Here is a 13,981-nt window from a genome sequence, read left to right as displayed (position 1 = left end):
ATAAACGCATGAATTCTTTACACAATGGCACATAGGATATCGCTCCCTACCACTTTTCCAATAATTGATGATTGCTTTAGTGATGGAAAAATTCCTATGATGAGGGAGGTATAAACAGAACATACGTTCTATATACTGATTATATATTGTATTCTTACTCGGAGTAAAGGAGATTTTTATGCCAAACCAAAAGACACTAAACCACAAGAATAAAGCTCCTTTGCCTTCTGAAGAAGACGCAGGGCTGATCAAGATCTGTGTACTTCTAACTCTTGTGCTGGATGTGCTGGAACGAGACATTCGTATTATAAATACCTCTCCTCTAAAAATGCCCGATTTGTATGTTCGTAGCCTGACTGGAGTACAACAGCGCGTAGCTGTTCAATTAGCAGAGACAAAGGCGCGAATGAAAACACTAGGGGTTAAAATATACAGCGAAATCCGAAATCATGAAGGCGTAGAGGTTTTGTATGTATGCCGCGGCTATCAAAGGCGTTTTTTCATGCTTTCATCCTTTGCCCGCAGCGAGGTCCGACGGAAACTGGGACATTATCTGGGAATTGACCCCACCCAAGATTAAGCCCCCTTGTAATCTCGTCTCTAGTTCTTGCACGATTAATTTTCATTCCCTGCAAAATAACCAACCCACCTCCCATTTATCAACCTAAATTAAATTCTAGTATAAAACTATTGCGTTACGTGAAGTGAAGGTGATTCGAGAATGGATAAGTCACCATATCATGGATAAACTCAATCCATTTGACTCACATTATGCCTATCTCATCCAAAAAGGAGGTGCTCTCTTGGCTGGACATGACGCAGCTTCCGTTGAATTAAGTAGGAATGTTTCCTTTATTGAGCAAGCCCTTTTTTATACGGATGATTTAAAAAAGCAGGCGATTTCCGTTGACGGCAAAGACGGTATGCTGCTCTATATTGATTCGCTCGTAGATCAGGAGATGATTCAAACTCATATCCTGAGTGCCTTATATGAGAAAACCGATGCAGTCTCTCATCAAATGTTCACCACCTTAAGCAGTCAAAAAGACACCGACCTTCAAAATGCTGCTGATTCGCTTATTCAGGGATATTGCATTTTTATGATAAATGGAGCGGAAGGATTTTTTTATCCTTTCTTCCGAAAAAACGTATGCTCGCAGTACGGACGAACCAGAAAACGAAGGGATTATTCGCGGACCGCACAATGGATTCATTGAGCAGTTATCCATCAATCTGAATCTGATTCGCAAACAAATTGTCACACCGTCACTGGTTGTACGCTACTTTTATGTGGGATCTAAAACCCGGACTAAAATCGCTATTGTCTATGTTCAAGACTTGGCTAATCCTGAGCTAGTGGAAGCAGTGAAAACGAGAATTAAAGCGATCTCCTCCGATATGGTGCTCCCCCCCGGTTTTATTCAAGAGTTTATTGAGGACAACCCTTTTTCCCTCTTCCCTCAACAGCTCAGCACGGAACGACCGGATCGTGTGACCGCTAATCTAATGGAGGGATGGATAGCGATTTTGGCTGAAGGTAGCCCAACTGCTCTAATAGCTCCCGTCTCTTTTTTTGCATTTTACCAAAGCCCAGATGATTATCACGGCCGTTGGATTATTAGTTCATTTCTAAGAACGATTCGAATGATGAGCTTTTTGATCGCTTTTACGCTACCTGCCATTTACATTGCGACGATTGCTTTTCATCCAGCTATTTTGCCATTAGAGCTGGCGCATACCATCAAAAAATCACTGGAAAACGTTCCATTCCCAGCGATTGTGGAGGCTATGCTGCTTGAATTGATCTTTGAGGTGCTACGAGAAGCCGGGGTTCGTCTACCCAGTCGGGTTGGTCAAACTATTGGAATCGTTGGCGGTCTCGTCATCGGAGATGCTATCGTTCGGGCTGGTCTCGTGTCGTATACGATGATCATCGTCGTCTCGTTAACAGCCATTTCTTCTTTTTTAGTGCCTTCTCATGAAATGAGCTCAGCGGTTCGTATCCTTCGTTTTCCGATGATGATTGCTGCAGCCTTGTTTGGATACATTGGCATTGCTTTCGGTTTACTTTTTCTTACCATCCACCTTTGCAAGCTGGAGACCTTTGGTACGCCCTACTTTGCTCCTCTTGCACCATTCCGGCTCGGTGATATGAAAGATGTTTTTATCCGCTTTCCGATTTGGACATTCCATCAGCGACCATATGATTCCCAAGCCCAAAAATTGAAGCAGCAGAACGACTCTAGGAGCTGGAAAAGACGTGAATAAAGAAAGTACCATTGCATCGGGTCAACTGTTTTTTCTCATCATTAAGTTTGAGATTGGCGTAGATATTTTGTCACTTCCCTATCAGATGCACCTTTCAGCTAAAGGAGGGGGTTGGATATCTGTCATTATTGGTGGCCTTTTGATTCAACTCATTATTTTGATGTGCTGGCTCCTGCTAAGACGTTTTCCCTCCTCTTCGATTTATCAAATATTAACCCAGATTACTGGTTGCTGGATTGGAAAAGCATTGACTGTGGCTTACATTGCTTACTATCTGCTCATGGGTACCTCGGTTCTTGTGAACGCTTATGACGTCATTAATCGCTGGATGCTGCAATATACTCCCCGTTGGGCTATACTTGCCCTGTTTTTGTTCAGTAGCATATATCTGGTTCGCGAAAATTTAAGAACGATTGCCCGAGTACTTGTTTTAATTTCATTTCTGATTTTTCCCATGATGCTGTTAATTAGCTATGGTATAAAGCAGTCCAACCCGCTTTATCTGCTACCTCTGACTGAGGCGGGATGGCCCCGTATTATTGTCGGTTCAAAAGAAACGCTCCTAGCGATGTTTGGTTTTGAGTTCATTCTTGTCGTCTTTCCCATGGTTGAGGGCAAAAGTACAAGCAAGCTCAAGTCAATTCTGGCAGCTAACGCGATCGTGGTACTATTGTATTGTTTTACCGTATTTACCTGTACAACCGTATTCAGTCCCCAACAGCTTGAATTAATGCCGGAGCCAGTCATTTATTTGCTCAGATCCATTCCACTGGGGACGATGGATCGGGTCGATTTTATTTTTCTGCCGATTTGGCTCATTTCGATCTTTGGCGCTATAAGTGGATATTATTATGCGGCGTCTTACGGAATAAGCTATCTATTCAAGCAAAAAAGTCACAAAAAGGCGGTTCCCTTTGTTGTGCTCGCCTCATGTTGTATTGCCTATTTGCCTCAACGAAGAGAAGATTTCGAGCTTATTGGTTCCATAGCCAATAATTCTGCTTATATTTTCCTAATTGTGTTCCCTTTTCTGCTGCTGATCCTATCCTATCTCTTCAAAAAAAAGGAGGGACCTGAAACATGAAAAAAAAGAGCAGAGCGCTTGGAATGCTAACTCTACTCATTTTTATAACAGGCTGCTGGGATCAGGACAATTTGAAGGATGCCCGATTGGCAAATGCATCGGCTTATGATCTCACTCCTGAAGGCATGTTGTTGCAAACGCTAGAGGTTGTAGACGATTCTCAAAGCAATCAAGGTAAAAGCACCAATGAAATTCACTCAGGCACCGGCCATTCCGTTCGGCAAAGTACAGACAAAATCCGAGCCAAAGTAACCGGGGATATCCGCTTTTTCAAATACGGAGTTATTCTGTATGGTACAAGCTTGGCCCGAAAAGATTTATATCCCTATCTGGATGTGCTGTATCGTGAGCCTGACCATCCGACTTCCCATGTCAAGGTAGCTATTGTAGATGGATTAGCTGGGGAAATAATAGATCAAAAAAGCATAGGTAGCCTCTTGATTGGCGAATTTATAACCAAAAAAATCAGAAGCCTTGAGGAAATGTGTATGTTCCCGGAAATGACACTGGAGACACTGCTCCCCCCAATGCTTGATCCGGGTCAAGATTTTGTACTCCCCTATCTTTCCAAAGAAGGAGAAGATATTACAGCACGTGGAATTGCCTTATTTCACGGACAAAAATTCACAGGAAGCCTAAGTAGTGAGCAAGGTGTTTTATATGTCTTAATGACTGGAAAGTGGAAAAATACAGCTCGCTTTGTAAAAAGGATACATCCCGGACCTGTCGGTGATGTGCAAAACTTTATTACGTATCAGGCTAAAATCCAGAATGTCAAACGTAGCCTTAAAGTGAACGTTCAGCGCGATGGACAAATTGATGTGGAGCTTAACCTAAAATTGCCTGTCGATATTGTTGAATATGCACGAAACCATCTTCAAGATAAAGCTAACGTACAGCGTCTGAACCGTCAACTTTCCGAAATCATGACCCAGGATGCGGAACAAATTATCCGTACACTTCAGGAAAATGGATGTGATGCCTTTGGCGTAGGCAGACAGTTGATCGCTCATTATCCAGCAGTATGGAAAAGTGTAGATTGGAATAAAGAATACCCCAATATCCATTTTCATCCGCAGGTCACTGTAGACATTGTCGGGAACGGCATTTTAAACTAGGCCGTTCCTGCCGTTTAGTTTTTGGGTTGATCAGATATTATTTCAGGATAAATAACTTCGTCAGATTTGGTTTTTGGAGTCTCACTCTGGCTTTGTGATTCAGAAGGAGTCACCTGCTCGTTCTCAACAGAAGGTTGCGGAGTATCTGTAGATGGCAAATCTTTATTCTCATCAGGCATATCTATCTCTGTGTCTGCGTCAGGAACAGTAGGATCCGTTTCCTCTGGTGGAATTTTCTCTTGATCTATTGCAGGTACCTCAACCTCTGGGACTTCTTTTTCCTTGATATCTGGTTTAGATGGGACCACTGGTCTAGCAGAACGCGGAAGCTGTTCTCTTCCAACTTCGGTAGGCACATACTTTTGATTAAACCAGTCAGTCACGAGTTGACCCGATTGACGGGAATAACGCCCTGGCAGCTTACCTGTAAGGCTAGAAACCGTAACTCTTACAACACCTTCCGGCCGTATAAAGTGCTTATTCTTAAAAAGCTCAGGCTGGTCCTTGACCGCCTCATTCATGATCAGTGCCCACACTGACTGTGCTCTGGAATGGCCTTCTTGAGATAATGTATTAACCTGTTGGCGGTAACCAGCCCAGACGCCTAGTGTAACGTCAGGTGTGTACCCCATAAACCACACATCACCAAAGTTTTGTGTCGTACCGGTTTTACCGGCGATATCAATGGCACCATAGCTTTTAAAAGCATTTTGCAGGCGTTTGCCGGTTCCCCTCGGATCTGATATAACCGTTTTGAGCATATCCGTCATCAAAAATGCGGTTTGCTGCGAATATACACGCTTCGTCTGCGGTTTAAATTCATATACGATCTTCCCGTTGGCATCCGTAATTTTGCTGATCAGATGAGGTGCATTATATACACCCATATTGGGAATCGTTCCATATGCTGCGGTCAGTTCCTCGACGGATACCCCTTTGCTTAGTCCACCCAAAACCCCTGTCTGAGCATGTTCATCCTGCGGCTGAATCGTCGTAATTCCAAGAGAACGCACAAAATTCCAAGCATTTGGAATTTTAACTTCATATAGGAACAGCCTCAGCGCAGGGATGTTGATTGACCGATTGAGTGCTTCACGGGCTGTCATAAGCCCCTCGTACCGTCTGTTATAATTTTTAGGAATATGATAACCTTTACGCCCGTCTTTCAATATGATTTGTGAATCATCAATAAGACCGGCTGGCTGAGTGTAGCCCTTTTCCAAAGCAGGTAAATAAGCAGCAATAGGCTTCATGGCAGAACCGGGCTGACGTGTCATTTGAGTTGCATAGTTCATTTGCTCGGTATTAAAATCCCTGCCCTCGATCATACCGAGTATAGCCCCTGTTTTATGATCAATCATGATTGCTGCAATCTGCTCTAATCCCTTCTTCTTGCTGTATGGAGAAAAATTTTGTGGATTGGCTGCAATCTGCCGCATATTGTTATAAATTTTCTTATTTATCGTTGTATAAATTCGATAGCCGGACCGTTGCAACTCTTCTCGCGTATTTTGAAGAAGCTCGGCATGCTCAGGCTTGGAAATCTCGGCTGCCGTGATATCGGGATTTTGCTGGAGCGCTAACAATTGGGCGGCTTCCCGCTCTGTCTCCAGCATCAAATAAGGGAATGTGTTATAACTTTTTTCGCGATGTGGCGCAAGAGTGGCTTTCACATCAAATTGAAGCGCCTCGTTATATTCGGATAGCGTAAGTTTACCTGTTGCCAGCATTCTTCCCAACACGACACGTTGGCGCTCCATCGCTTTATTGAAGCCTTCTTCATCGAAGTTCCCTTTACCATCAAAAGCGGAATAAACAGATGGCAGTTGCGGGAGACCTGCCAAATAAGCCGCCTGAGCAATATGAAGCTTATGTAGATCACTTACATTGAAAATCCCTAACGAAGCAGACTTGATTCCATATAAATTGTAACCAGCGGAACCATTACCAAAAGGCATTTTGTTTAAGTAAGCCGTTAATATTTTATCCTTGCCCATAAACCGCTCCATACGCAGTGCCAGCAGCATTTCCTTCACCTTGCGACTGTCCGTCTTATCCAGACTGAGAAAAACCCTTCGGGCTACCTGCTGCGTCAGTGTGCTGCCGCCTGTTTGGCGGTTTTCATTCAAAAGCTTCTGCTTAACGGCACGAGCTGTTCCCTTTAAATCCACACCACGATGCTCATAAAATTGGCTGTCTTCCGTTGAAATGAGGGCGTCCACAATAGACTGAGGAACATCCTTCAGATCAACGAGCTGTCGATCCTCCTCCATGCGCATTCTTCCAACCGGAGTTACCTGATCATTAAAAAATACAAAGCTGGTCAGAGCGTTCTCATTTACCTTTTCATATATCAACTGACGTGATCGTACAGGTTCATCATGAACCAGTGCCGCCACATAACCGGATATAAGACCTCCAGCAAACAGCACTCCAAGTACACCCGCAAACGAGAACCACTTGATATTAATCAGCAAAACTCTGCCAAAAATACGCCACCTACTGCGTTTTTGAGATGATGGTCGACGTTTTGGGTTCATAAAAATGGTTTTCTCCCCTCAATATTCATTCATTTCCACTTGTTTTTGCTCAAGATATTATGATACGCCATGTTAGGTTTTCCGTAAACTGTAACGTTCCAAAAAATACATTTGTATTAAGAACACTTGTTCTGTATATAATACTACTATAAGAGTATACATTCAAGAATATTTTGGAAGGATGATCCACACATATCAGGAGAGGAGGTCGGATTTTTGAAGGAACGCAGAAATAGAACCATATTCTTATCGGACTGCCAAAGTTTTTATACCAGCATCGAAAAAGCAGATGATCCCAAATACCAACATAAGCCACTCGTTGTGGCCGGTGACCCTGCACTTCGTTCAGGCATTATTTTAGCTGCGTGTCCGCTGGCCAAAAAATACGGTATATCTACAGCAGAACGTCTGGGAGAAGCGGTGAAAAAATGTCCTGACCTTATCATTGTACGCCCACGCATGCAGCATTATATCGATGTCTCATTAAAAATAACAGAAATCTATAATGAATATACGGATTTGGTTGAGGTTTTCAGCATTGATGAACAGTTTCTGGATATGAGCGGAAGCCTCTCCCTGTTCGGGGATCCGGTGAGTATTGCAAGTGAAATTCAGCAAAAGGTACTGGCACAAACAGGAGTATGGATTCGAATTGGCATCGGCTCCAACAAAATGCTAGCTAAAACCGCAACAGATATATGGGCTAAAAAAAATGACAGTGGCATTTTCTTGTTGCCTACATCCGATATTGCAGCATTGCTGTGGCCTCAGCCAGTACGGCTTATGTTCGGCATCGGTTCGCGCATGGAATGGCATTTGGAGAAGCTTGGACTACACACCATTGGAGATATCGCACGTACTCCCTTACCCCGGCTACAGGACAGATTCCGGTCTCATTTCGGCAAGCAGTCCGATATTCAGGCAGAGGTGATATGGCGAACTGCTAACGGGATCGATCACAGCCCGGTCAAGCCGGAAACATTTAATACACCTCCCAAATCCATCGGTCATATGATGACTCTTCCCCGCGACTATCTCCAGCCTGCGGAAGTGGAAACCATCCTGCTTGAACTAACAGAGGAGGTGTGTCGGGACGCCCGCCGCAAAGGATATATGGGCTCGGTTGTGACTGTTCATTGTATATGCAGTCCCTACGAGGCACCAACCGGATTCTCCCGACAAATGAAGATACCCGATCCTACAAACCATACCCAAAAGGTATATGAAACCGTTAAAAAAATCTTTTATACTTTTTGGAATCATATGCCCGTGAAGCGCGCAGGGGTTACTTTAAGCGGATTGGTGGATGATCAACTGTATCAGCTGGATTTTTTTGAGGATCAGGAGCGATCCCGTGCTTTGGAAAAGGTGACGGACACTTTAAAGGATCGGTACGGTCAGTCCATCATCATGCGCGCATCGTCGTTAACAGATGCCGGACAGGCCATGGAACGGTCTATCAAAATTGGCGGTCATTACAAATAAAGGTCTCATGATAAGCACACACTAGCTATTGCCCGGGGAATGAACTAATACAAACCAAAAAGGATCGCCTGATATCAGGCAATCCTTTTTTCATCTGTGCTTCACAAAAAAACATGGAGAGCGCTTTGAAGCACCTCTTCAAAAGCAATCAACGGAACATTCCCCACAGCTTGATTAGATGGAATGTATTGGACGGATCAATTTTTTGTGCCAATACGAAGGCGGTCAATTGCTCCTCCTGCGCAGCCGTCAAACGCTCGTTTAAAATAGCAGAAGTGGACTTCACAAGATGACGCACCTTAGCTTTATTTTGCAGGTCCGCTTTAGTCACACCTTCAATCTGCTGCTTAACCCGCTCCTTGAGCGCACGATTCTTCATTTTCAACTTAATCCGCTCCACCAGTTGCGGACTAATTCCATATTGCTGATAGCTCAATGTTGCCACACCTCCCATATCATTCGGTCATTCCCAAATATATGACGGCCAGCCTGTCCATTGTGCCTATCTGTTTAAAACGTTTAGAACAACCTCATGATTCATGGTGGATTAGTCGATGAGATCCCCCTGGAAAATCTGTTCTTTTTGCAAATAACCGCGCAGTGCTTCATACTGCGGAGATGTCCAAAAGGACGAATCCTTGATCAGATCGGTTGCATCCTCCCGCGCCTTTTCCAGCACCTCAAAATCCGCTACCATATCTGCTAAACGAAACTCGGGTAGCCCACTCTGCTTGGTGCCAAAAAAGTCACCCGGCCCTCTCAAATCCAGATCGCGTCTAGCCACCTCAAAACCATCGTCCGTATCGGTCATAACCTTCATCCGCTCCTGACCAACCTCCGACTTAGGATCAGCGATCAGTACACAATACGAGGCATGTGCTCCCCGTCCAACTCGTCCACGTAATTGATGTAACTGGGATAATCCAAAACGATCCGCATCCATAATGATCATTAGCGTCGCATTTGGGACGTCTACCCCCACCTCCACAACCGTCGTTGAAACGAGCAACTGAACCTCATTCGCATAGAAAGAACGCATAACTTCTTCCTTTTCTGCGGGAGTCATTCGTCCATGTAATAGCCCAACGCGGTAATGTGGAAAAGCCTGTTGCATTTGAATATGCAAATCGATGGCATTCTGTACGTCCAGCTTCTCCGACTCTTCAATCAACGGGCAAATCAGATAAGCCTGCCGTCCCTGATCTACCTCGCGGGAAATAAAACCAAGTACCCGATCCATCAGTTCGTGCTTCACCCAATAGGTGGAAATTGGAATACGCCCCTTCGGCCGCTCTGACAACGTAGAAACATCCATATCGCCAAACGCAGTGATGGCCAGCGTACGGGGGATCGGTGTGGCCGTCATCGTCAGCACATCGGGATTATAGCCTTTGCGACGCAGTACACTACGCTGATTCACTCCGAATCTATGCTGCTCATCCGTTACAACAAGCCCAAGCTGGTGAAAATATACATCCTCCTGAATGAGAGCATGGGTGCCTACTACAATGTCCAGCAGACCCATTTGGAGAGCAGCTAGCAGCTCCTTACGCTTCTTCCCGGTTGTACTCCCAGTCAGTAGGCCCACACTGATTCCAAAGGGCTCAAACAGCTTGTGAAGCGATCGCATGTGCTGCTCGGCCAATATTTCGGTTGGCACCATCAGCGCTCCCTGAAAACCGGAACGTACTGTGGCAAATAAACCGATGGCAGCAACAACTGTTTTACCTGACCCAACATCTCCCTGAAGCAGACGGTTCATACAATAAGGTGAGCGTAGATCGTGCAGTATTTCAAGCTCTACCTTCTTCTGTGCATCCGTTAATTCAAAAGGCAAAGCCCTTACAAATTCACGAATCGTGGCGTTATCCACGGTATGTACCACCCCGTCCGCTCGACCACGATTTAGCGCCCGGAATGCCTGCATTTTCAGCTGAAATAAAAATAGCTCCTCATACACCATCCGCCGACGAGCCTCTTGCCCCTCGCGGTTGTCCTGAGGCTGGTGTATACCTGCAATAGCCTGCTTGCGCGGCATCATACTATATTTACGCACAAGCAACTCAGGCAATATTTCGGGGATCATTTCACCAAACTGCTGGAGTGTCTGGCTCATTGTTTTTCGCATCCAGCTTTGCGTAATCTTGCCGCCTATAGAGTACACCGGTTGAAGTGTCCCCGAGCGGGCTACTCCTTTATCAGGAAACTCAGAATCTGCAACAGTCATCTGCATCCGTTTGAGATCCCATTTACCAGTCACCACAATTTCACGACCTGAGGTTAGCTGCTCCTTCATGAAATGCCGATTAAACCACGTCGCGGTAAACATCCAATCCTCGGCCATCAATTTACAAGTCAACCTTGATTTGCGCCCGTAACGCTGAAGCACCGGAATGCCCATAATTTTGGCCTGTACTGTAATCTTATCTCCATCCTTCACTTCGCTTAGCGAGCGCAGTCGGTAATCTTCATACCGAAACGGATAATATTCCAGCATGTCCTGTACGTTAGAAATGCCAAAAGCGTGAAGCTCTCCCTCTTTGAGAGCACTCACGCCATGTATTTGTTTTAAAGGTATTTGATCCAATTGCAGCATATTACCTCTCATCTCCGGCCGGCCATACAAAAATGCCAATCGTTCCTGGCCCTACATGGGTCCCAATCACAGCGCCAAGTTCAGTATATATTCGATCTCCCAGCTCAAAATGCTCTGCCAGCTGAGCCACGAACGCTTCTGCCGCTGAGCGATCTGCCGTATGACCCACAGCAATATTAATTTTTTGGCCTTTTAAATCCCGCTCCAGTAGTTCAATTATACGTGCTGTCGCTTTTTTATGCCCTCTCGCCTTATCAACCGAATAAATAGTGCCTTCTTTGTCAATCGAAAGAATCGGTTTAATGTTAAGTAACGTACCAACCATTGCCGCTGCCTTGCCAATACGTCCGCCTTTTTGTAAGTATTCCAGGGTATCCACCAGGAAATACAAACGACGGCGCTCCCCACGACGTTCCACAGCCCGAACAATATCAGCCGGGGAGTGCCCGGCAGCCGCCAGCTCTGCCGCATAAACCACTAGCATGCCGTATCCGTATGAAGCTGATTTGGAATCCACCACAGTCACTCTATGTTCATGCTTCTCCAGCATGGATTTGCCCAGCAGAGCAGACTGATACGTTCCGCTCACACCCGAGGATAAATGGATAGAGATAACCTGGCTCTCGGGGTATTGCTCCAACAGCGTCGTGTATGTCTCCAAAAAACGGGCTGGTGAAGGCTGTGATGTCGTAGGTAGCTCATCAGCCCGTACTAGTTCGCTGTAAAACTGCGACGCTGACATCTCAATGCCGTCCAGGTAAGCTGTGCTGCCGAACATCACTGTCAATGGTACAACAACTATACCGAGACGGTCTGCTAATTCCGGTGGAATATCAGCCGTGCTATCCGTCAAAATGATGGTACTGCTCATCAGTCAGACCTCCTTTTGTTGTGGACTTCCATGGGCGTGCTAAAGCACATCAGGTTTCCACTGAGAACAAATAAGGATAAATCGGCTGACCACCTTCATGAACTTCCACTTCAGCATCCGCATAATTTTCTTTAAGCCATGCAACAAGCTGATCTGTGTCTTCTTGATTCGCGTCTGAACCTGTGAGAATCGTAACAATTTCATCGCCATTCACCAGCATTTTCGCTAGCAAAAGACGGGACGTTGCCATTAAGTGTTCCTCGGTCGCTACAATTTTGGAATCCTGAATACCGATGTAATGCCCGGCTGTAATATGCAGGTCATCCAGTGTCGTATCCCGTACCGCGTAGGTCACTTGCCCAGACTTCACCCGGGTGACTGCGTCACGCATATTGTCCTGATTCACCTCAAAAGCCTCTTCCTCCTGGAAGGCAAATGCTGCCGCAATGCCCTGAGGAATTGTTTTGCTCGGAATAACCGACACCATACGTTCCATCTCTAGCAGTTCACGTGCTTGTTCTGCCGCCAAAATAATATTGGAATTATTCGGAAGAATAAAAATATGTTGAGCCGCAATCGAGCGCGCCGCATTAACGAAGTCCTCTGTGCTCGGATTCATTGTCTGGCCGCCAGAAAGGACAACATCGACGCCTAAACTTCTGAAAATATCAGCAATTCCTTCACCGGAAGCCACAGCTATAAAACCAAAGGATGCCAGTTCATGAGCAGGGGGCTCAGACGGCTCTTCCTCACGTGCAGGCTCTGTTGGTATTTCAGCAAACCACTCAGGCTCAGGAGCAACATCCATACCCGCAGACAACAAATCACGATGCTGCTCGCGCATATTTAAAATACGAATCTGTGTAATTTCTCCGTAGCGCAGTGCCAAATTCAGCACTTCACCAGGAGCCTTAGAATGCACGTGAACCTTGATGACATCATCGTCTGAAATTACGATAATAGAATCACCATCTACTGCTAACGCTTTCCGGAAGGCTTCCTCATCAAAATCGGTACCTTGCGCTTCGCCCAATTGTCGATTAATAAAAAACTCCATATCATACAAAAATTCAATATTATCCGTTTCGAGCTTCGCTTGCGCAGAAATCGGCGCATCTGGGGAAGGAACAACTGCAGTAGCAGTAGGTCTCTCCGATACGTGAGGAGCAAAAACCGTGCGTACATTATCACTTTTTGCAGTTGAAGACGTCACCAAGCCGCTTCCAAGATACTGCATAAAACCTTCATAAATGTACACAAGACCTTGCCCACCCGAATCTACAACTCCTACTTGCTTCAATACAGGGAGCATGTCCTGCGTCATGGCAAGCGTTTCCTTCGCTTTGGCAAGCACTTCTTCCATCAGTTCCGTGATGTCGTTCGTCCGGCGCGAGAAAAACACAGCATGCCTGGCCGCTTCCTTCGCCACGGTAAGAATTGTACCCTCCACCGGCTTAACAACCGCCTTGTAGGCCGCATCCACCCCGCTCTGCAATGCCGATGCGAACTGAAGGGTATTCAATTCCTCGTATGGGGCAGCGTAACGGCTGAAGCCACGAAACAACTGAGACAGGATAACCCCTGAATTGCCGCGGGCTCCCATCAGCAAACCTTTGGATAATATGCCGGACATGACACCGATGGAGGAAGAGTCCCCCCTCTTTAATTCCGTTACGCCCGCGCTCATCGTCAAATTCATGTTGGTTCCCGTATCACCGTCTGGCACTGGGAATACATTTAGTGAATTGACATGTTCCGCATGCTGCTGTAATTGTTCCGCCCCGGCTAAAACCATTGCGGTAAAATCTGTTCCATTCAAAGAACGATTACTCAAGAGAATTCCCCTTCCTAGCTTAATACACTTGTTTTACTATCAACCTTCACAACACCTTATTCAACTGTGCGTACAGGTTCAATTGAATTATACTAAAGCCAGACGACGAATACGAATATCACACTTTCGTAAGCTTTTGTACTCACGTCTGGTCGTTCTTCTACAGGTCATATAAAATGAAAAAC

9 protein-coding genes and 1 pseudogene are annotated in these 13,981 nt (G+C 45.5%); 5 read left to right on the top strand and 5 right to left on the bottom strand.

Translation table 11 applies throughout. The features are described 5' to 3' along the window. Positions 1 to 178 precede the first annotated feature (178 nt). The 4 genes and pseudogenes from MKX59_RS10980 (at position 179) to MKX59_RS10960 (ending at position 4,470) form a co-directional block, all read left to right on the top strand. Complete coding sequence (locus MKX59_RS10980; RefSeq protein ID WP_028540573.1) at positions 179 to 580, top strand: hypothetical protein; 402 nt, start codon at positions 179 to 181, stop codon at positions 578 to 580. Positions 581 to 803: 223 nt separating this feature from the next. Then, positions 804 to 2,268 (top strand): annotated as a pseudogene (locus MKX59_RS10970) (spore germination protein). Then, the gene (locus MKX59_RS10965; RefSeq protein WP_076264820.1) at positions 2,261 to 3,352 is read left to right on the top strand and encodes a GerAB/ArcD/ProY family transporter; all 1,092 of its coding nucleotides are present in this window, start codon (positions 2,261 to 2,263) and stop codon (positions 3,350 to 3,352) included. Before MKX59_RS10970 ends, MKX59_RS10965 begins: the two are co-directional and overlap by 8 nt. Then, positions 3,349 to 4,470: a Ger(x)C family spore germination protein gene (locus tag MKX59_RS10960; protein WP_076264819.1), complete on the top strand. Its 1,122-nt coding sequence runs from the start codon at positions 3,349 to 3,351 to the stop codon at positions 4,468 to 4,470. Before MKX59_RS10965 ends, MKX59_RS10960 begins: the two co-directional genes overlap by 4 nt. A gap of 14 nt (positions 4,471 to 4,484) precedes the next feature. Here MKX59_RS10960 and MKX59_RS10955 read toward each other — a convergent pair whose 3' ends face one another. Then, positions 4,485 to 7,010, bottom strand: coding sequence for a transglycosylase domain-containing protein (locus tag MKX59_RS10955; protein ID WP_023989294.1), 2,526 nt, complete (start codon positions 7,008 to 7,010; stop codon positions 4,485 to 4,487). 216 nt (positions 7,011 to 7,226) lie between these two features. On the opposite strand from MKX59_RS10955, the gene MKX59_RS10950 reads away from it, so the two are divergent. Next, entirely contained in the window at positions 7,227 to 8,495 is a 1,269-nt protein-coding gene (locus MKX59_RS10950) for a DNA polymerase IV (protein ID WP_076264818.1), read from the top strand. Positions 8,496 to 8,643: 148 nt separating this feature from the next. Here the strand turns inward: MKX59_RS10950 and MKX59_RS10945 are convergent, their stop codons facing one another. From MKX59_RS10945 to MKX59_RS10930, 4 genes are all read right to left on the bottom strand, one after another. Further along, positions 8,644 to 8,931, bottom strand: a complete 288-nt coding sequence (locus tag MKX59_RS10945; protein ID WP_013310877.1) for a stage VI sporulation protein F — start codon at positions 8,929 to 8,931, stop codon at positions 8,644 to 8,646. A 111-nt stretch (positions 8,932 to 9,042) separates the two neighbouring features. After that, positions 9,043 to 11,091 carry an ATP-dependent DNA helicase RecG gene (gene recG / locus MKX59_RS10940; protein ID WP_028540567.1) on the bottom strand — a complete coding sequence of 683 codons (2,049 nt, stop codon included), beginning with the start codon at positions 11,089 to 11,091 and terminating at the stop codon, positions 9,043 to 9,045. A 1-nt stretch (position 11,092) separates the two neighbouring features. Then, positions 11,093 to 11,962, bottom strand: coding sequence for a DegV family protein (locus tag MKX59_RS10935; protein ID WP_023989297.1), 870 nt, complete (start codon positions 11,960 to 11,962; stop codon positions 11,093 to 11,095). 49 nt (positions 11,963 to 12,011) lie between these two features. Beyond that, positions 12,012 to 13,796, bottom strand: coding sequence for a DAK2 domain-containing protein (locus tag MKX59_RS10930; RefSeq protein WP_028540566.1), 1,785 nt, complete (start codon positions 13,794 to 13,796; stop codon positions 12,012 to 12,014). Between the last annotated feature and the right edge of the window lie 185 nt (positions 13,797 to 13,981).

The sequence above is a fragment of the Paenibacillus sp. FSL R7-0340 genome, assembly GCF_038002205.1.
Lineage (GTDB): Bacteria > Bacillota > Bacilli > Paenibacillales > Paenibacillaceae > Paenibacillus > Paenibacillus polymyxa_B.
This window is presented reverse-complemented; position numbering and strand designations above follow the sequence as displayed.

Coding starts and splice junctions, on each gene's coding strand:
- MKX59_RS10980 (WP_028540573.1), top strand. CDS start 179: ATGCCAAACCAAAAGACACTAAACCACAAGAATAAAGCTCCTTTGCCT.
- MKX59_RS10960 (WP_076264819.1), top strand. CDS start 3,349: ATGAAAAAAAAGAGCAGAGCGCTTGGAATGCTAACTCTACTCATTTTT.
- MKX59_RS10955 (WP_023989294.1), bottom strand. CDS start 7,010: ATGAACCCAAAACGTCGACCATCATCTCAAAAACGCAGTAGGTGGCGT.
- recG (WP_028540567.1), bottom strand. CDS start 11,091: ATGCTGCAATTGGATCAAATACCTTTAAAACAAATACATGGCGTGAGT.
- MKX59_RS10935 (WP_023989297.1), bottom strand. CDS start 11,962: ATGAGCAGTACCATCATTTTGACGGATAGCACGGCTGATATTCCACCG.